20 protein-coding genes, 1 pseudogene and 1 other annotated feature are annotated in these 17,551 nt (G+C 39.9%); of the genes and pseudogenes, 10 read left to right on the top strand and 11 right to left on the bottom strand.

Features of this window, described 5'->3' with window-relative positions:
* Positions 1-33 precede the first annotated feature (33 nt).
* Entirely contained in the window at positions 34-531 is a 498-nt protein-coding gene (locus ACERCF_RS08480; RefSeq protein WP_148363071.1) for a hypothetical protein, read from the bottom strand.
* A 123-nt stretch (positions 532-654) separates the two neighbouring features.
* On the opposite strand from ACERCF_RS08480, the gene ACERCF_RS08475 reads away from it, so the two are divergent.
* Together ACERCF_RS08475 and ACERCF_RS08470 are read left to right on the top strand one after the other, a co-directional pair.
* Positions 655-1,065, top strand: coding sequence for an HI0074 family nucleotidyltransferase substrate-binding subunit (locus tag ACERCF_RS08475; RefSeq protein ID WP_373625302.1), 411 nt, complete (start codon positions 655-657; stop codon positions 1,063-1,065).
* Complete coding sequence (locus tag ACERCF_RS08470) at positions 1,058-1,357, top strand: nucleotidyltransferase family protein (protein ID WP_373625314.1); 300 nt, start codon at positions 1,058-1,060, stop codon at positions 1,355-1,357. Before ACERCF_RS08475 ends, ACERCF_RS08470 begins: the two co-directional genes overlap by 8 nt.
* Positions 1,358-1,430: 73 nt before the next feature.
* Here ACERCF_RS08470 and ACERCF_RS08465 read toward each other — a convergent pair whose 3' ends face one another.
* Positions 1,431-2,288, bottom strand: coding sequence for a phosphoribosylaminoimidazolesuccinocarboxamide synthase (locus ACERCF_RS08465; protein ID WP_373625301.1), 858 nt, complete (start codon positions 2,286-2,288; stop codon positions 1,431-1,433).
* Between the two features lie 193 nt (positions 2,289-2,481).
* Positions 2,482-2,605 (top strand) — a sequence feature (His leader region).
* Between the two features lie 22 nt (positions 2,606-2,627).
* Here ACERCF_RS08465 and hisG point away from each other — a divergent pair.
* Both hisG and hisD read left to right on the top strand, forming a co-directional pair.
* Positions 2,628-3,527, top strand: coding sequence for an ATP phosphoribosyltransferase (hisG, locus tag ACERCF_RS08460; RefSeq protein WP_373611800.1), 900 nt, complete (start codon positions 2,628-2,630; stop codon positions 3,525-3,527).
* A gap of 88 nt (positions 3,528-3,615) precedes the next feature.
* Entirely contained in the window at positions 3,616-4,899 is a 1,284-nt protein-coding gene (gene hisD, locus ACERCF_RS08455) for a histidinol dehydrogenase (RefSeq protein ID WP_373611801.1), read from the top strand.
* Between the two features lie 29 nt (positions 4,900-4,928).
* On the opposite strand, the gene plsX is transcribed toward hisD, so the two are convergent.
* Genes plsX through yceD form a run of 3 tightly spaced genes read right to left on the bottom strand, consistent with a single transcriptional unit; the run spans position 4,929 to position 6,690 of the window.
* Complete coding sequence (gene plsX, locus ACERCF_RS08450) at positions 4,929-5,960, bottom strand: phosphate acyltransferase PlsX (protein WP_373625300.1); 1,032 nt, start codon at positions 5,958-5,960, stop codon at positions 4,929-4,931.
* Positions 5,961-5,978: 18 nt separating this feature from the next.
* Entirely contained in the window at positions 5,979-6,149 is a 171-nt protein-coding gene (rpmF, locus tag ACERCF_RS08445; protein WP_006251723.1) for a 50S ribosomal protein L32, read from the bottom strand.
* Between the two features lie 16 nt (positions 6,150-6,165).
* The gene (yceD, locus tag ACERCF_RS08440) at positions 6,166-6,690 is read right to left on the bottom strand and encodes a 23S rRNA accumulation protein YceD (protein WP_373611803.1); all 525 of its coding nucleotides are present in this window, start codon (positions 6,688-6,690) and stop codon (positions 6,166-6,168) included.
* Positions 6,691-6,908: 218 nt separating this feature from the next.
* Between yceD and ACERCF_RS08435 the strand changes: the two genes are divergently transcribed.
* The 4 genes and pseudogenes from ACERCF_RS08435 to ACERCF_RS08420 all read left to right on the top strand — a co-directional run bounded on the left by ACERCF_RS08435 (position 6,909) and on the right by ACERCF_RS08420 (position 11,040).
* Positions 6,909-7,703: a cytochrome C assembly family protein gene (locus ACERCF_RS08435; RefSeq protein WP_373625299.1), complete on the top strand. Its 795-nt coding sequence runs from the start codon at positions 6,909-6,911 to the stop codon at positions 7,701-7,703.
* A gap of 118 nt (positions 7,704-7,821) precedes the next feature.
* A complete protein-coding gene (locus tag ACERCF_RS08430; protein ID WP_373611805.1) occupies positions 7,822-9,105 on the top strand; it encodes an HlyC/CorC family transporter in 1,284 nt (427 codons plus the stop codon).
* A 392-nt stretch (positions 9,106-9,497) separates the two neighbouring features.
* A pseudogene (locus tag ACERCF_RS08425) lies at positions 9,498-10,942 on the top strand (sodium-dependent transporter).
* A complete protein-coding gene (locus ACERCF_RS08420) occupies positions 10,942-11,040 on the top strand; it encodes a methionine/alanine import family NSS transporter small subunit (protein WP_373611808.1) in 99 nt (32 codons plus the stop codon). Before ACERCF_RS08425 ends, ACERCF_RS08420 begins: the two are co-directional and overlap by 1 nt.
* A gap of 49 nt (positions 11,041-11,089) precedes the next feature.
* Here ACERCF_RS08420 and ACERCF_RS08415 read toward each other — a convergent pair whose 3' ends face one another.
* Positions 11,090-11,350 carry a GrxA family glutaredoxin gene (locus ACERCF_RS08415; protein ID WP_373611809.1) on the bottom strand — a complete coding sequence of 87 codons (261 nt, stop codon included), beginning with the start codon at positions 11,348-11,350 and terminating at the stop codon, positions 11,090-11,092.
* Positions 11,351-11,486: 136 nt separating this feature from the next.
* On the opposite strand from ACERCF_RS08415, the gene srmB reads away from it, so the two are divergent.
* Positions 11,487-12,821, top strand: coding sequence for an ATP-dependent RNA helicase SrmB (gene srmB / locus ACERCF_RS08410; protein ID WP_373625298.1), 1,335 nt, complete (start codon positions 11,487-11,489; stop codon positions 12,819-12,821).
* Between the two features lie 69 nt (positions 12,822-12,890).
* Here the strand turns inward: srmB and ACERCF_RS08405 are convergent, their stop codons facing one another.
* The 4 genes from ACERCF_RS08405 to ACERCF_RS08390 all read right to left on the bottom strand — a co-directional run bounded on the left by ACERCF_RS08405 (position 12,891) and on the right by ACERCF_RS08390 (position 15,280).
* On the bottom strand, positions 12,891-13,184 hold the full coding sequence (locus ACERCF_RS08405) for a YfcZ/YiiS family protein (protein ID WP_006252261.1): 294 nt from the start codon (positions 13,182-13,184) through the stop codon (positions 12,891-12,893).
* Position 13,185: 1 nt separating this feature from the next.
* Entirely contained in the window at positions 13,186-14,226 is a 1,041-nt protein-coding gene (locus tag ACERCF_RS08400) for an LLM class flavin-dependent oxidoreductase (RefSeq protein ID WP_373625297.1), read from the bottom strand.
* Positions 14,227-14,308: 82 nt separating this feature from the next.
* Positions 14,309-14,947: a thiol:disulfide interchange protein DsbA gene (dsbA, locus tag ACERCF_RS08395; RefSeq protein ID WP_006248321.1), complete on the bottom strand. Its 639-nt coding sequence runs from the start codon at positions 14,945-14,947 to the stop codon at positions 14,309-14,311.
* A 63-nt stretch (positions 14,948-15,010) separates the two neighbouring features.
* A complete protein-coding gene (locus tag ACERCF_RS08390) occupies positions 15,011-15,280 on the bottom strand; it encodes a YihD family protein (protein ID WP_006248320.1) in 270 nt (89 codons plus the stop codon).
* A gap of 86 nt (positions 15,281-15,366) precedes the next feature.
* Here ACERCF_RS08390 and mobA point away from each other — a divergent pair, with 86 nt between their 5' ends.
* The gene (gene mobA, locus ACERCF_RS08385; RefSeq protein ID WP_373625296.1) at positions 15,367-16,449 is read left to right on the top strand and encodes a molybdenum cofactor guanylyltransferase MobA; all 1,083 of its coding nucleotides are present in this window, start codon (positions 15,367-15,369) and stop codon (positions 16,447-16,449) included.
* A gap of 44 nt (positions 16,450-16,493) precedes the next feature.
* On the opposite strand, the gene fbp is transcribed toward mobA, so the two are convergent.
* The gene (gene fbp / locus ACERCF_RS08380; RefSeq protein ID WP_373625295.1) at positions 16,494-17,498 is read right to left on the bottom strand and encodes a class 1 fructose-bisphosphatase; all 1,005 of its coding nucleotides are present in this window, start codon (positions 17,496-17,498) and stop codon (positions 16,494-16,496) included.
* Positions 17,499-17,551 lie beyond the last annotated feature (53 nt).

The raw sequence follows: 17,551 nt of genomic DNA, 5'->3' as shown, positions 1-17,551 counted from the left end.
AATAGAGGTAATTCTACCTCTATTTCTTCATTCTTACTCAAGAGGTTTTAATCGCCATTCAGAACGCCTGAAAAATCTTCGCTTTAGTGTCCGTTTATGTAATTCAACTTCTTTCCGTTCAATAATTCCTTTCTTATACAGTTCTTTCAATACCCGAGCAACAGCTAATTCATGTTCTATTTGGGGTAGAGGATAATTTTTGCCAGTGTCTAATTCCAACGCCGCCTCTGTAATAAAGTATAATGTTTTCCAACTATCACTTTGCTTTAATACTCTTGCAACCAACAATTGAAGATTTTGCTTAAACAATCGAGGTTTTATTAGCCTTGAAACATTAAATTGTGTTTTGATTTGCCTTAAATCGAAATTGGGTTCAATGTATATCAAGGTATTCTCAAAACAAAGTATTTTATCCTCTAAATCTGATTTCTGTTGTTTTAACTGCTCAAGTTGATGTTCAAGAATCGCTTTTTCTTTATAGCTACTTTCGATTAATTTGGTAAGTTGAGAAATAAGGTGGGATTCTGCCATAATAAAAATCTCCATTGAGTTAAACTTTCAATGGAGATTCTAGTATTTTCAAGCGGTTAGGTCTTTGTGCAACTGCTACATAATACCGGAATAACCGCACTTTTGTTTTTTTGGAGCTATAAGATGAGTGATAAGTTAGATATTATGCCACTAATTAGAGCAGTTCAGCGTTTAGATGAAGGATTGCGCTATCAAACAGATATTGGTGATATTCAAATTAGAGATGGTTTAATTCAGCGTTTTGAGTTTACTTATGAATTAAGCCACAAGATGCTTAAACGATATTTAATGTCAAACTCAGCAAGTCCAGCTTTGATTGAACAAATGAACTTTCAAGATATTATCCGAACAGAAAATGAGAAAGATCTATTGTTGGGAAATTGGCTAGATTGGAAAGAATATAGAGATATGCGAAGTAGAACAAGCCATACCTATGATGAGGAAACGGCATTAGAAGTGGTAGCTGGCATCCCTAAATTTTTGGCTGAAGCCCAATTTTTACAAGGCAAATTAGAGAGCTTAATTAATCGCTAATTTAGATATTACTGATAAAGAGCTAGAAATTGTAAAATCCATTCTCAACGAGTTTATTCCTAATTACCCTGTTTGGGCATTTGGTTCAAGGGTAAAGGGAACAGCTCGCCAATATTCCAATTTAGATTTAGCGATTATTACCGAAACGCCTTTGAGTTTTTTAGAGCGAGATAATTTAAAAGAGGCTTTTTCCGAATCGGATTTAGTTTGGAAAGTAGATATTGTCGATTGGGCAACCACAAGCGAAGAATTTAGAAAAATTATTCAGCAGAAATATGTTGAAATTCAATAGTAGAAAACCTGTAAGCTCTTACTTACAGGTTTTCTTTTGCAAAAAATCAATGAAAAATGACCGCTTGTAACCACTATTTCGTTAATAAATCTAACGCTTCTTGGTATTTTGCCACCGTTTTTTCGATTACCTCAGCAGGCACTTTCGGCGCTGGAGCTTGTTTGTTCCAACCGCTGTTTTCCAGCCAATCACGCACGAATTGTTTATCAAATGAGGGCGGATTTGTGCCTTCTTGGTAAGTTTCTACCGACCAAAAACGGCTAGAATCTGGGGTTAGCACTTCGTCCATTAAAGTTAATACACCATTTTCATCTAAGCCAAATTCAAATTTTGTATCACAAATAATAATGCCTTTGGTTAGGGCATAGTCTGCCGCTTCGGTGTAAAGTTTTAATGCGGCATCACGCACTTTGGCGGCTAATTCTGTGCCGATTTGGCGTTCGCACTCTTCATAGCTGATATTAATATCGTGATCGCCTACTTCTGCTTTGCTTGATGGAGTAAAAATAGGTTCTGGTAGTTTGCTGGCTTCCATCAAGCCTTCAGGCAATTTCAAGCCACAAATTGTGCCAGTTTGTTGATAATCTTTCAGCCCTGAACCGGTTAAATAACCACGCACGATAGATTCAATTTTCACCGGTGTTAAACGTTTACATACCACCGCACGGTGTTGAATAGCTTTTGCTTCTTCTTTTGGCAGCACATCAAATACGCTATCGCCCGTAAAATGATTCGGCATAATGTGAGCTAATTTATCAAACCAGAAATTAGAAATTTGCGTGAGAATTTCGCCTTTGCGTGGAATAGGATCATCTAAGATCACATCAAATGCTGATAAACGATCGGTTGCAACCATTAACATTCGTTTATCATCAATTTCGTAGAGATCACGCACTTTGCCAGAGTAGATTTTTTTTAAGCTGATTTGCATTTTCGCTTTCCTATGTGGTCGGGATTGAATTTGTAAAAAATTACTGAAATTATACCGCTTTGCGCAAACGTTTGCCATTGCTTGTTTATAGAACCCAAAAAATTTATGAAAAAAGACTTGCTATTGCCAAAATTTAGGCGTATCTTTTAAATAATTCATTTGGAGAATTAAAAATGACATTTATTCGTACTCATCATCACCATCATTTCCCTGAATAATCTTTCGGGCATTTGGTGTGTGCGGAAGATAAATCTTCCGAGTATGCATAAAGGCAAAATCTAACCCTCTCGGAAGTTATTTCGAGAGGGTTTTTTTCATATTGAAAAGAAGGAAACGACAATGGCAACACAAAATCGATTAAGAATTGCAATACAAAAAAAGGGGCGCTTAAGCCAAGAGTGTAGCGAATTGCTTAAACAGTGTGGGGTGAAAATTATTTGGAATGATCAACGCCTCATCGCTTATTCCGAAAATATGCCGATTGAAATTTTGCGTGTGCGAGATGATGATATTCCCGGCTTAGTGTTTGATGGCGTGGTTGATCTCGGCATTTTAGGCGAAAATGTGTTAGAGGAAGAAGAATTAGGACGTTTAGCCGCGGGCGAAGAGGTTCAATATAAAAAACTTCGCCAGTTGGATTTTGGTGGCTGCCGATTATCGCTTGCTCTTGATCGTGATGCCAATTACCAGAACATCAAAGATTTAGAAAATGCGGCGATTGCTACTTCTTATCCAAACCTTCTAAAACGTTATATGAAAGAGCAAGGAGTGCCATTTAAGAGCATTTTATTAACAGGTTCTGTTGAGGTTGCACCAAGTGCCGGCATTGCTAATGCGATTTGCGATTTAGTGTCATCAGGAGCAACATTAGAAGCGAATGGATTAAAAGAAGTAGAAGTCATTTACCGCTCAACTGCTTGCTTAATCCAACGCCAGGAGCCTCTTTCGGCTGAAAAACAAGCATTGGTAGATAAATTACTTACCCGTATTCAAGGCGTACAACAAGCCTCAGAGTCCAAATACATTATGTTACACGCCCCAAAAGACCGCCTAGCCGACATCACGGCACTTTTACCAGGGGTAGAAAACCCGACTATTTTACCGTTGGCAAGCGATTCCAGCCGTGTGGCGATGCACGTGGTCAGCCAAGAAAATCTGTTCTGGGAAACAATGGAAAAATTGAAAGAGGCAGGAGCGAGCTCGATTCTCGTCTTGCCGATTGAGAAAATGATGGAGTAAAAATCAACGTAGGGGCGGGTCCTGTGCCCGCCCTAAAAGACGTGAAATAACGGGCGGGCACAGGACCCGCCCCTACAAAGGAAAAAATATGCAAACCCTAATTTGGAACACTCTCACTGAAGCCGAACAACACGAAGCCCTCACTCGTCCTGCAATTTCAGCCTCTGACGAGCTGAAAAGTGCGGTAGGAAATATCTTAGATTTGGTGAAAGCTCAAGGCGACAAAGCCTTGTTTGAGCTGACAGCTAAATTTGATAAAACCGAACTCAGCGGCTTAATTGTTCCTGCTGAGCAAATTCAATCGGCGGTCGAGCGTGTCTCGTCTGAACTCAAAGTCGCCATTCAAAACGCCAAGGCCAACATCGCCGCCTTTCACCAAGCCCAAAAACTACAGGAAGTGGATCTGGAAACCCAATCCGGTGTGCGTTGCCAAGTCATTACCCGCCCGATAAATAGCGTGGGGCTTTATATTCCGGGCGGATCTGCCCCACTTTTCTCGACAGTTTTAATGCTTGCTGTGCCGGCAAAAATTGCAGGTTGCAAGCACATTGTGCTTTGCACACCACCACCGATTGCCGATGAAATTCTCTATACAGCAAATTTATGCGGTGTTGAAACTATTTATGCCATTGGCGGCGCACAGGCGATTGCGGCGATGGCATTTGGTACGGAAAGTGTCGCCAAAGTGGATAAAATTTTCGGGCCAGGCAATAGTTTTGTGACAGAGGCTAAACGCCAAGTGGTACAAGAAGGAACGGCAATTGATATGCCGGCTGGTCCGAGTGAAGTATTAGTGATTGCAGATGAATTTGCTGATCCTGCATTTGTGGCGAGCGATTTACTCTCTCAAGCAGAACACGGGGTAGATTCTCAGGTTATTTTAGTCACCCCAAGTAACTCATTAGCCAAAGCGGTTGATGAAGAATTGGAAAAACAGGTTGCGGTACTGCCTCGTGGTGAGACAGCAAGGAAAGCACTTGTTCACAGCCGTACTTTTATTGCAGAAAATCTGCAACAAGCGGTCGAAATTAGTAATAAATATGCACCTGAGCACTTAATTGTGCAAACTGAAAATGCTCGCTCATTGTTAGCAGAGTTAGATAATGCAGGCTCAATTTTCTTAGGAGCATATTCACCAGAAAGTATGGGAGACTATGCAAGTGGCACGAATCACGTTCTGCCAACGTATGGCTACACGAAAACTTACTCCAGTTTAGGCTTGGCTGATTTTAGTAAGCGAATGACGGTGCAAGAGCTAACGCCACAAGGTTTTTTAGCGTTAGCAGAAACTGTAGAGAGAATGGCAAGTGCTGAATTGTTAGAAGCCCACCGTAATGCAGTTAGCTTGAGAGTAAAGAAATTACAGGGCTAAAAGAAAAATAAGCGAACAGATTTGTTCGCTTATTTTATTTCTGTTTGACTTAAACCTTGCAAAATTTTATTCGGAATATCGCCCTTAATTTGCTGAATGGCATAATCAATCGCATAGTAAAAGGCATTAATGTTTGCTCCGCCGTGGCTTTTTACAATCACTTTTGATAAGCCGAGCAGTGTTGCCCCATTGTGTCTGTCTGGGTTGATTTCTTGCAGTTTGCGGTAGTAACGATAGAAAATCAATTTAAGCAAGTATCGTTTGGTATTGCGGCAAATGCTTGAGTCTGCTTTCTCTTTTTTAAATAAGGAAATAATATTTTTTGCCGCACCTTCCAACGCTTTGAGGGCGATATTGCCTGTGTAACCATCACAAACAATCACATCTGTTAAGTAACTGGTGAGTTTGTCGCTTTCAATAAAACCGATGTAGTTTAAATCTTGTCTATGTTTGAGCTGCTGGTGAACAGCTTGAAGTTGTGCTGTGCCTTTGTTCTCTTCTGTACCAATATTCAACAAGGAAATGCGAGGGTAAACTAAACCTAGCATTACTTGTGCAAACAGATTACCCATTTCTGCAAATTGTTGTAGCTGGTAGCCGCTTACTTCGATATTTGCCCCTAAATCTAACATTACCGTTGATTTTCCGTTCATTGTAGGAATGAGTGAGGTAAGGGCAGGGCGTTCAATGTTAGGGAGTGGCTCAATGAGTAATTTAGCTAGCCCCATTAATGCACCTGTATTTCCTCCACTTACACAACCTTGGGCTTTTCCCTCTTTTACTGCCTCAAGTGCTAAACGCATAGAGCTGTTTTTACTTTGGCGGATTGCTTTAGAAAAAGGAATATCAGCATCAATGACCTGTTCGGTATGATGAAATTGAATTTTAGGGTGATGCTGTAGAGTATATTTTTGTAATAGTGGCATTACTTGGTGTTGATTACCAAATAATAAAAATGTGAGATTAGCATTTTTTTGAAGAGCTTGTGCTATAGCAGGAATAGTAACACGGGGACCGAAGTCCCCGCCCATCACATCTACTGCTAGAGTGATATCATTCAAGATAAACCTCGAAAGGAATTACTTGTTGATTACTTTACGACCACGATAGTAACCGTCTGCAGTAACGTGGTGACGGAAGTGTGTTTCGCCACTTGTTTTATCTACTGAAACTGCTGCAGTTGTTAATGCATCGTGTGAACGACGCATATCACGACGTGAACGAGATTTCTTATTTTGTTGAACAGCCACGGGCTTTCTCCTAGATCTAGTTTTTCTTTAAATTAGCTAATACTGCGAACGGATTTGGTTTGCTTGCCAGTTCTTCCGGCAATTCGCCAAATACACGTTCACTCACGGACACTTCACAGTGTTCTTCACTATGCATCGGGACTAGAGGTAATTCAAGAATAAATTCATCTTCAATCATATCTAGTAAATTTACTTCACCGAACTCGTTTACTTCGATAGGTTCATAAATTTCGGGCAAGATGTCCGCCTGATCCATGTTAGACACCGGACTGAAACAAAATGAACAGTCTAGCGTGTGTGTAAACGGGTTATCACATCGTTGGCAATCAAATTCCACATCAATTTTCGCTGTGCCTTTAATCACAGTTAAACGTTGTGGATCGATATATAACGAGAGTGTCACTTGTGCATCACTTAGCACATTACATACTGATTCACCCAAGCGTTTTAGAAGCTCACCTGAAATGTAACCTTCATAATCCACTCGACGCTGAGCGTCTTTGTAAGGGTCAATCGTAAGGGGTAGTTTTACCTTTTGCATAGGGTGTGCATATTACAGATAGAAAGCAAATTAGTCAAAGGAAAATTATTTTTTTGATGTAGAATATTCACTGAAATGAAGCGGCTTTTTTGACTTAACATAAAAAGCAATTACATTTCGGAATAATTTTTCATCTAGTTATCGCAAAAACTAGCTAAAAAGCCGACTTTTGATTAAAATTCTGAAAGTTATTATTATTTGACGAGATTCGAGAAAATATGTTACTTCCTATTTTAGCTATTGCAGCTTATGCCTTAACGTTGCTTTGGGTTGCCCCCACCTTAGTGAATTTGGAAAGTGCAACGGAAAATAAAAAGCCGAATATCACCCTTGTTTTTGGACTAGGTCTATTAGCGATTCTTCTGCATTGTGCCTTGTTATACAACCAATTATGGCTAATAGAAGGGCAGAATTTTACGGTAACGAATGTGATCTCTTTAATGAGTTTCATTATGGCGATTTGTGTAACCTTTGCGTTACTTAAATGGAAAACTGCGTGGTTTCCTCTGCTTGTTGTATATGCCTTTGCAATTTGTAGTGTGGCGGTAGCCAGTTTTGTGCAGGGAAGTTTTATCCGCAATATCGAAGAAAATGCTGGGTTTATTTTCCACTTAGGCATTGCATTATTTTCTTATGCGTTATTTTTCCTCGCCTTAATTTATGCATTCCAATTAAAATGGCTAGACAATAAACTCAAAAGCAAAAAAATGTTCTTTTGCTCAATTCTTCCACCTTTAATGTCAGTTGAACGTCATTTCTTTACCTTAACACTAGCAGCACAAGCAATGCTTACACTCACACTATTTTCGGGAGTGATTTATTTACATAACTTTTTTGAGCCGGAACATATTCACAAAGCCATTTTCTCGTTTTTAGCGTGGATTGTGTATAACATACAAATTCTCGGTCAATGGAAATTACGTTGGCGAGGAAAACGGGTGCTTATTTATTCGATTTCGGGTATGATGTTGCTCACAATCGGCTATTTCGGTAGTCGTTTGATCGTCCACTAATTGCTACAAGCGGTTAAAAAAGCCCGATTTTTTGCAAATCGGTTTTTTTAGGCGAAGTGAGTGATAGCAATTATCGAATAGCAATCACTTTATGATTAATTTATATAGGAATTGAATTTTGGACAGTATTCCCCTGAGTAGTTTATTTATTACCTTAGCTATTCTTTTAGTACTTTCAGCTTTTTTCTCAGGCTCAGAAACGGGCTTGATGTCTTTAAACCGTTATAAAATGCGTCATCTTGCTGAGCAAGGGCATAAAGGGGCAAAATTAGCGGAAAAACTCTTAGCACGAACGGATGTTCTACTTAGTCTCATCTTAATTTGTAATAACCTTGTTAATATTGCTGCTTCCGCGATCGCAACGATGATCGGTATGCAACTTTCCGGAGAAAAAGGAGTTGCGGTTGCAACAGGGCTGCTAACTTTCGCAATGTTGGTATTTTCTGAAATTCTACCTAAAACAATTGCTGCTACTTATCCTGAGAAAGTGGGGTTTTTTGCTAGCTTTATTCTTACGCCACTAAAAAAGTTATTAAATCCAGTTGTCTTTTTAATGAATTTAATTATTGCGGGGTTATTAAAATTACTGCGTATTCAACAAAAGGATAAACAAGGGTTAAGTGCTGAAGAATTGCGTAGTGCTGTGCTAGATGCAGGGAAGTTTATTCCTGCCGAACATCGTGAAATGCTCGTCTCTATTTTAGATATGGAAAAAGTAACGGTTGATGACATTATGGTACCTCGCAATGAGATTAGTGGCATTGATATTGATGATGATTGGAAAGCAATTATGCGTCAGCTTAATCATGCTCCTCACGCTAGAGTGCTAATTTACAAAGGCGATATAGATAACAATATTGTGGGTATTTTGCGTGTGCGTGAAGCATTTCGTTTAATGTTGGAAAAGAATGAATTTACCAAAGAGATGTTAGTGCGTGCAATTGATGAAGTTTATTTTATTCCTGAAGGAACTCCATTAACGACGCAATTAATGAATTTCAAAGCTAATAAAGAGCGAATTGGTTTAGTGGTTGATGAATATGGCGATATTAAAGGCTTAGTCACCCTTGAAGATATTTTAGAGGAAATTGTTGGCGAGTTTACCACTTCATCAGCTCCAACGCTTGAGCAAGAAGTTCAGCAACAATCAGATGGCACAGTGATTATTGAGGGTTCAGCAAATTTAAGAGATCTGAACAAACTATTTGCTTGGGATTTACCTATTGATGAAGCTCGAACATTTAATGGCTTGTTATTGGAGCATTTAGAAAAAATTCCTCATGAAGGAATGGAGTTCGAGCTATATAACTTAAAAGTTACTATTCTTGAAGTGAGTGAAAATATGGTGAAACAAGCGAAGGTCGAACCTTCCTCTATAGAAAAAAATGAGGCAGTAGAGTAACCTATCCCTTATAAAAATAACACATCATTGTAGTAATGGTGTGTTATTTTTTGTTAAGAATTTAACCAAATTATTATGCTGGATGAATATATTCTTTTCAATTCATTTATCTAACAAATGCCATTTTTTAGATTTTATATCTGATAAATTTATACATATTGAAGTTTTATCCTGTTTTTGTGGCGTTTTTTACCTGTTTTTATTTTATTTTTCTGCTTTACTTTCATTTGGAATTTCGGCATATTTTGCTTCCAAAGTGTGAATAATCACATTTTATACAATTTAAAGTTATTTTTTATATAAACCGTTATAAGTTTGAGGTATCTACCGTGTCTATTCAATCATCATCTGCTCCACAAAGAGAGACCTTTGCCGGTCGTGGGGCATTTATTATGGCGGCGATTGGCTCTGCCGTAGGCTTAGGAAACATCTGGCGTTTCCCTTATACCACTTATGAAAATGGTGGTGGTGCATTTATTCTGCCATACATCATCGCATTATTAACCGCAGGCTTACCGCTGTTATTCTTAGATTATGCTATCGGGCATAAATATCGTGGCGGTGCACCGCTTTCTTTTCGCCGTTTCAGCCCTAAATTTGAAACCTTCGGCTGGTGGCAAGTGTTAATCAATGGATTATCGGTATTTACTATGCAGTGGTTTTAGGTTGGGCTGCAAGCTACACCTATTTCTCGCTGAGTGGTGCGTGGGGCGATAAACCTGTTGATTTCTTTATCGGTGAATTTTTGAAAATGGGCGACATCTCTCAAGGTGTTAGCTTTGAATTTGTCGGTGCGGTAACGGGGCCATTAATCGCGGTGTGGTTAGTGGCAATTGTAGTATTAGCACTTGGTATTAAAAAAGGGATTTCTGCTGCTTCAAACTTGTTAATGCCATTATTAATCGTAATGTTCCTAGTGTTAGTGGGCTATTCATTAACTCTACCGGGGGCAGCAAAAGGTTTAGATGCACTATTCACACCAAACTGGGATAAACTTACAGACCCAAGTGTGTGGATTGCTGCTTATGGTCAAATCTTCTTCTCGCTCTCTATCTGTTTCGGGATTATGATCACTTACTCTTCATATCTCAAACCAAAAACAGACTTAACAGGTTCAGGCTTAGTAGTGAGTTTTGCTAACAGTGGTTTTGAATTATTAGCAGGTATCGGTGTATTTGCAGCACTTGGCTTTATGGCAACAGCGGCAGGTCAAGAAGTGAATGAAGTAGCGAAAGGCGGTATCGGCTTGGCATTCTTTGCATTCCCAACCATTATTAACCAAGCACCAATGGGATCGTTAGTCGGCGTGTTATTCTTCGGTTCACTAACCTTTGCTGCATTAACCTCATTTATTTCTGTGGTTGAGGTAATTATTTCTGCAGTACAGGATAAATTGAACGCAGGACGTGTAAAAGCAACGTTATTAGTGGGTATTCCAATGATGGCTGTATCAGTAACTTTATTTGGTACAACTACAGGCTTACCAATGCTTGATGTAATGGATAAATTCGTGAACCAATTTGGTATTGTAGCGGTAGCGTTTGTTTCATTAGTGGTGATTGTAACCAGTGAAAAACTCAGCACGTTAGAAAGACATATTAACGAAGTTTCTTCATTTAAAGTTGGCTTTATCTGGCGCTTATGTATCGTAATTACCGCAGGTGTACTGGCATTTATGCTATTCAGCGAAATTGCAAAAGTATATCGTGAGGGTTATGAAGGCTACCCAAGCTGGTTTGTAAACACCTTTGGTTGGGGTATGGCGATTGGTTTAGCGGTAGTTGCTTACCTACTTTCAAAATTAGCGTGGAAAAATGAATCAAAAGGAGAACTATAATGAGTACCGCAGCAATTATTACGATGGTAGTTGCAATGACGATCATCTGGGGCGGTTTAATTTTTGCAATTAAACGTTTGCCGAAAGAAGAGCAATAATTTGTAAAAAACTAACAAAGAAGACCGCTTGCAAGCGGTCTTCTTTTCATTAAATAATGCCAAATTTTTCTTTCACAAAAGCTTGGAAATCAGTACAGCCACCAACGTGAGCATCATCAACAAAAATTTGTGGTACGGTGGCAACAGGCTTGCCAACACGAGGTTCTAAATCTTCTTTTGATAAACCCTCTGCGATCATATCAATAAATTTAAAATCAAAATCGCTTAATTCAGTTTTCATTTTCTCGGCTAATTGTTTAGCACGCACGCAGTACGGGCAAGATAAACGCCCATAAATTTCAACAAACATCTTTTTTCCTCTCTAAGTTGTGAATAACAAGAAGTCATATTTTACCAGTTTTTTGCAAATCAAGCATTGTTTTATTCGCCTCACGCCAACCTTTTAATGTGATATACTTTACCAAAATTATTGATGAGAACAGAATATGTCCCAACTAATGACCTTTGAGGAGCTTGATTTAAGCCCTCAACTTCTAAAAGCCTTAGCGAAAAAAGGCTACAGCCGCCCTACCGCAATTCAACAAGCAACTATCCCTGCAGCCCTTGAGGGGCTTGACTTACTCGGTTCTGCTCCAACAGGTACGGGGAAAACAGCCGCATTCTTACTGCCTGCTATTCAACATTTATTAGATTACCCACGCCGCAAACTGGGGGCTCCTCGCATTTTAGTGCTAACACCAACCAGAGAGCTGGCAATGCAAGTGGCGGAACAAGCTGAAGAGCTGGCACAATTTACCAACTTGAGTATTGCGACCATCACAGGTGGCGTGGCGTATCAAAATCACGGTGAAGTGTTTAACAGCAACCAAGATATTGTGGTGGCAACGCCAGGTCGCTTAATGCAATACATCAAGGAAGAAAATTTTGATTGTCGAGCGGTTGAAGTGCTGATTTTTGACGAAGCAGATAGAATGCTGCAAATGGGCTTTGGGCAAGATGCGGAGAAAATTGCGGCAGAAACCCGCTGGCGCAAACACACTTGGTTGTTCTCAGCCACACTTGAGGGCGAATTGCTAGAAGATTTCTCTGAGCGATTATTAAACGAACCCATCAAAGTAGATGCAGAGCCAAGCCGCCGTGAGCGTAAAAAAATCCAGCAATGGTATTATCACGCCGATAACGTAGAGCATAAAACCAAATTATTGGCGAGACTGATTAGCGAATTTTCGATTGAAAAAGCGATTGTGTTTGTCCGCCGCCGTGAAGATGTGCGAGAGTTAAGTGAAACCTTGCGTAAACGGGGCTTGCGTTCTACTTATCTGGAGGGCGATATGGCACAAACCCAACGTAACCAAGCGATTGCTCGCTTAAAAGAGGGCATTGTGAATGTGCTGGTAGCAACGGATGTGGCGGCTCGAGGTATTGATATTGATGATGTGGATTTCGTCATTAACTATGACTTGCCATATAGTGCGGATACTTACCTCCACCGCATTGGACGTACCGCTCGTGCAGGCAAAAAAGGTTCGGCTGTTTCTTTAGTTGAAGCCCACGACTACAAGCTACTCGGTAAAATCAAACGTTACACCGAAGAAGCGTTAAAACCTCGTATCATTGAAGGCTTAGAACCTCGCACCAAAGCCCCGAAAGACGGTGAGTTGAATGTCACCAGCAAAAAAGAAAAAGCCCGTATCAAAAAGAAAAAAGAGGCAAAAAAAGAATCTGCGAAGCAAAAAGTGAAAGTTCGCCACAAAGATACTAAAAATATCGGTAAACGCCGTAAACCAAGTAGCGCGTCGGCATCGGTTAAACAGGTATAATGAAACAAGCGGTTATTTTCTGAAGATTTTTTGCAAAAAGTTCATCAAAAATAACCGCTTGTTTCATATCTATCTTACCGCCATTTGAAATAAGATTACTTCTGCTTGGCAACTGAAAGTTATCCACATTTTCATCAGAAAGCCATCTATAATGGGTGTGATTTCACTTTGAATGTCGCAAGGCTCGGTTTCTACCGATTTTGCTTTTTGTGTGAAAAATTCGACCGCTTGTACAGCTATTTCTTCACTATCATACACTGCTTCAAAGGCAATTTGGCGGTCTGAGTTATCTAACATAGAGTCGCCTTTTAGCTTACACATATTATGTGCATCAGCGGCTTTTTGTTGCATTGTTTTGCTCATATCACACCTTATCTGCAATCTCTTTTAACCAAGTATAGGATTGATGCTGTTTTTGCTCATCGAAAATATAACTCACCGCCATAATTTCATCAATTTCAATGCGTGCTTTTAATGACTTGAGCTGTTGTTCAACGCTCTCTCGGCTACCGATAAGTGAACAAGCAGTCATTTGGCGAACAACGGTTTTCTCTTGGTTGTATAACGCATTTTGTTGGAACGCAACAGGCCCGAAATGCGGTACGATTTCCGCTTTCACAAAATTTTCCCACACTTTATCATCAGATTCGACGGGCGGTTGTAAATAGTTTTGGGCATTGGTAACAACATTTAAGAAAAACTGAGTCTGAGTGGTAGCAAGCTGTTCTGCCTCTTGGTCGGTTTCTGCCGCAATCGCATTCACACCTAAAATCACATAGGGTTTATCTAACACTTCAGACGGCTTAAAGTGTGTGCGATAAATTCGCACCGCATCGTCCATAAAACGAGGAGCGAAATGTGAAGCAAAGGCATAAGGCAAGCCACGTTCTGCTGCTAAATAGGCACTTTCAGGGCTTGAGCCTAAAATATAAAACGGCACATTCAACCCCTGTGCAGGGTAGGCAGACACAGGATTTGTGCCTTCAAAATAACCTTTTAGTTCGCTGATTTCATCAGGAAATGGCAGACTTTGTGCATTACGGCGTAAAGCGGTAGCGGTTCGCATATCGGTGCCTGGTGCTCGCCCAAGCCCAAGTTCTACACGGTTAGGGTAGAGTGTTTCAAGCGTACCGTATTGCTCTGCCACAATATAAGGACTATGGTTAGGCAACATCACGCCACCTGATCCCACTCTTAATTTTTCAGTGTGAGAAAGGGCATGCTGAATGAGGAGCTGTGTTGCCGAGCTGGCAAGGTTTTTCATATTGTGGTGCTCTGCAATCCAATAGCGTTCAATGCCGATACTTTCCGCGTGTTTTGCTAATTTCACCATAGAATCGACCGCTTGTTTGGCAGTTTGCCCTTCACGAATAGGTACAAGGTTTAGGATAGATAACTTTGTCATTTTGTTCTCCGAGTTTGCATATAAAAAATGCTGAATAGGATTTACCTACTCAGCATTGTAAAACCCTAACTATTTTAAGGGGTTATTTCTTACTTAAGAACACAACCGCATCAACATAACGTTTGATGAAATCATTCGTTGATGAAGAATCTGCAAAGCCTTCTAAGTTGAGTTGGTATTGACCATTTACGAAGAATGCAGGCACACCACGAATTTGGAAGTCTTCCGCTAATTGAACTTGTTTATTCACTAAGCCATTTACCGCAAAGCTATTAATGCCGCTATCAAACTGTTCAGCTGTAATGCCGTTTGCTAAGAATACAGAGCGAATATCGTCCATTGATTTGAATGCGTCTTTTTGAGCACCTTCAAATAATGCGGTTTTTACTTTATCTTCCGCACCTAATGCCATTGCTAATGCCCAAGCACGAGTTAAATCTTCAGATTGGCGACCTAAGAAATTAACGTGATATTGCACTAATTTGCTATCGCTTGGTAATTTTTCTTTGATTTGGCTTGGGATTTTGTAGCTTAATTCAAAATCATAACAGTGTGGGCAGTAGAATGAGAAAAATTCCACCACTTCTTTTTGTGCAGAAGGTGCTTTACGCACTTCGATATATTCTTTGCCTGCGGTTGGATCAGCAGCGATTGCCGTTGAGTTAAATGTAAAAAGGGCAGAAAGTGCAACAAATGCCGTTTTTAATGCCAATTTTTTCATAATGATTCCTTCAAAAATGTTGATAAATAATAAATGCTAAACTAGTTAACGGATAAGACAATCTTAATCGTTTAAAATTCCACGAGCTCGCAATAAAGCCGTTTTAAAATCATCTTCATAATCTTTTTTTATGCCAGGAATAGGCTCAAATTTGCCTGCATTTCGCATTTTAAGCTGATAGATTAACACTTCATCGCTTAACGCTTTGAAATTATCAGGCTCGCCCACTTCAACTGAAAGCTGCTGCAAAATATCAATGAGGTGTAAGTCAGGATTTTTACGCCAATGTTCGCCAAGTAACTCTAATAACTCTTCTAAACGTTCGCATTTCATCTTTTACCCCTTAAAAAACTTGTTGGAAATTAAACGAAATAATATACTTTTACTCTTATTTTTGCAAAATTTTAAGGGATAAAGCTGTGAGTAAAACAATAGAAGAACGCATTTCAGCCGTGATTTTAGCGGGCGGTTTAGCTCGTCGAATGAATGGGGTAGAAAAAGGGTTACAACTTTTTGAAGGAAAACCGCTTATTTCACACATTTTAGCCCGACTTTCACCACAAGTTAGTGACATTTGGCTTAATGTCAATCGTTCTATTGAGCAATATCAGCAGCTTTATCCTGCTTTTTCTTACTATCAAGATAGCTTGCCTGATTTTCAAGGTCCACTCAGTGGAATGCTGGCAGGATTTGAGCAAATTGAAAGTGACTATTTGCTCTTTGTGCCTTGCGATACGCCCTTTATTCCAACAACTCTATTGCAAAAATTACAAACGGCATTGCGAATTAATCAGGCACAAATTGCCTATGCTCACGATGGAGAACGTCCACACCCAACTTTTGCATTAGTTCATCGTTCTGTTAAGGAGAAACTTATTGCCTATTTAGCATTGGGCGAACGCCGATTACTTTGGTTTTTTCAATCGCAAAAAAGTGTGGCAGTCGATTTTTCCGAACAAAAATCGGCATTCACCAACGTGAATACATTGGAAGATTTAAGCCGAGTAAGCCAATTCCCTGTAAAAAACCTTGCAATTACAGGCTACAGCGGCACAGGTAAAACCACCTTATTGGAAAAATTAATCCCAAAATTGACCGCTTGCGGTATTCGGGTTGGGCTGATTAAACATTCCCACCATAACGTTGATGTAGATAAAAAAGGCAAAGACAGCTACCGCCTACGTGAAGCAGGAGCAAACCCGACAATGATTGTGTGCGATGAACGTTGGGCATTAATGACAGAAACCAAACAAGCGGTCGAATTTTCTCAATTAATTGCAAAATTCAACCCGCAAGAGGTTGATCTCGTTTTCGTAGAAGGCTTTAAACACGAAACCTTGCCAAAAATTCAGCTCCACCGCAAAGGGATTGAAAAACCATTGCCAGAGCTAGACCAATGGACGATTGCCACCGCAACGGATTACCCGCTTGAGAGAGAAAATTGGTTGGATATTAATGATGTGGAGCAAATTGCGGAATTTATAAGAAACTGGATTAAGTAAAATTAAGGCGAACTTGATGTTCGCCTTTTGTTTTAGATAGCGTTCTATTTCGCAAATTCTTGCATAAATTCGCCCGCTTGTTTTACCATTGAACTTGAGCCTACAAAGAATGGTACACGTTGGTGGAGTTCGGTTGGTTTGATGTCTAAAATTGGGTTAAAGCCATCGGTTGCCATTCCGCCTGCTTGTTCTGCTAAGAAGGCAATAGGGTTGCATTCATAGAGTAAGCGTAATTTGCCTTTTGGGTAAACGGTTGAAGTTGGGTAGATGTAGACTCCGCCTTTTAATAAATTGCGGTGGAAATCTGATACCAATGAACCGATATAGCGTGATGAATATGGGCGTTTGGTGGCTTCGTCCGTTTCTTGGCAATATTTAATAAAGCGTTTTACTCCTTGAGGGAAGGTGACATATTGTCCTTCGTTGATGGAGTAATATTTCCCTTCCGTTGGGGTTTTGAGATCTGGGTGGGAAAGAATAAATAAGCCTAATGATGGATCGTAAGTAAAGCCGTTCACGCCATTACCTGTGGTGTAAACCAACATTGTTGATGAGCCATAAGTGACATAGCCTGCGGCAACTTGTTTACGTCCTTCTTGCAAGAAATCTTCTTTGGTTACAGGTGTGCCAATAGGCGAAACACGGTGGTAGATCGAGAAGATCGTGCCAACAGATACATTCACTTCAATGTTAGAAGATCCATCAAGCGGATCGGTCATTAAAATATATTTTGCATTGCGACCACGTTCGGTATCAAAAGCAACAAAGTCATCATCTTCTTCTGAGGCAAAACCAGCTACATCTTCACGGGCAAGCAAGGCTTTTTTCATTGTTTCGTTTGCGAAAACATCAAGCTTCATTTGAGCTTCGCCCTGCACATTTTCAGAACCTGCGGTGCCTAAAATATCTTGGCTTAAGCCCGCACGGTTGATTTCACGATGAATAATTTTGGCGGCTAAACGAATTGATGACAAAATACCACTTAATTCGCCTTTCGCTCCGGGATATTCGGCTTGTTTTTCAATAATAAATTCGCCGAGGGTTTTCATATTTTTCTCCTTATCTATGTTAGAATATAGGATATTATAGCGACTACCTAAAT

The organism is Mannheimia kashgarensis, from assembly GCF_041807705.1.
GTDB lineage: Bacteria > Pseudomonadota > Gammaproteobacteria > Enterobacterales > Pasteurellaceae > Mannheimia.
Note: the sequence above shows the minus strand (reverse complement) of the source record. Positions and strands in the feature narration are given on the sequence as shown.

Bases quoted from the DNA above. Each gene is read 5' to 3' on its own strand.
- ACERCF_RS08480 (WP_148363071.1), bottom strand. From the start codon at position 531: ATGGCAGAATCCCACCTTATTTCTCAACTTACCAAATTAATCGAAAGT.
- ACERCF_RS08475 (WP_373625302.1), top strand. From the start codon at position 655: ATGAGTGATAAGTTAGATATTATGCCACTAATTAGAGCAGTTCAGCGT.
- ACERCF_RS08465 (WP_373625301.1), bottom strand. From the start codon at position 2,288: ATGCAAATCAGCTTAAAAAAAATCTACTCTGGCAAAGTGCGTGATCTC.
- hisG (WP_373611800.1), top strand. From the start codon at position 2,628: ATGGCAACACAAAATCGATTAAGAATTGCAATACAAAAAAAGGGGCGC.
- hisD (WP_373611801.1), top strand. From the start codon at position 3,616: ATGCAAACCCTAATTTGGAACACTCTCACTGAAGCCGAACAACACGAA.
- yceD (WP_373611803.1), bottom strand. From the start codon at position 6,690: ATGCAAAAGGTAAAACTACCCCTTACGATTGACCCTTACAAAGACGCT.
- ACERCF_RS08435 (WP_373625299.1), top strand. From the start codon at position 6,909: ATGTTACTTCCTATTTTAGCTATTGCAGCTTATGCCTTAACGTTGCTT.
- ACERCF_RS08420 (WP_373611808.1), top strand. From the start codon at position 10,942: ATGAGTACCGCAGCAATTATTACGATGGTAGTTGCAATGACGATCATC.
- ACERCF_RS08415 (WP_373611809.1), bottom strand. From the start codon at position 11,350: ATGTTTGTTGAAATTTATGGGCGTTTATCTTGCCCGTACTGCGTGCGT.
- srmB (WP_373625298.1), top strand. From the start codon at position 11,487: ATGTCCCAACTAATGACCTTTGAGGAGCTTGATTTAAGCCCTCAACTT.
- ACERCF_RS08405 (WP_006252261.1), bottom strand. From the start codon at position 13,184: ATGAGCAAAACAATGCAACAAAAAGCCGCTGATGCACATAATATGTGT.
- ACERCF_RS08400 (WP_373625297.1), bottom strand. From the start codon at position 14,226: ATGACAAAGTTATCTATCCTAAACCTTGTACCTATTCGTGAAGGGCAA.
- dsbA (WP_006248321.1), bottom strand. From the start codon at position 14,947: ATGAAAAAATTGGCATTAAAAACGGCATTTGTTGCACTTTCTGCCCTT.
- ACERCF_RS08390 (WP_006248320.1), bottom strand. From the start codon at position 15,280: ATGAAATGCGAACGTTTAGAAGAGTTATTAGAGTTACTTGGCGAACAT.
- fbp (WP_373625295.1), bottom strand. From the start codon at position 17,498: ATGAAAACCCTCGGCGAATTTATTATTGAAAAACAAGCCGAATATCCC.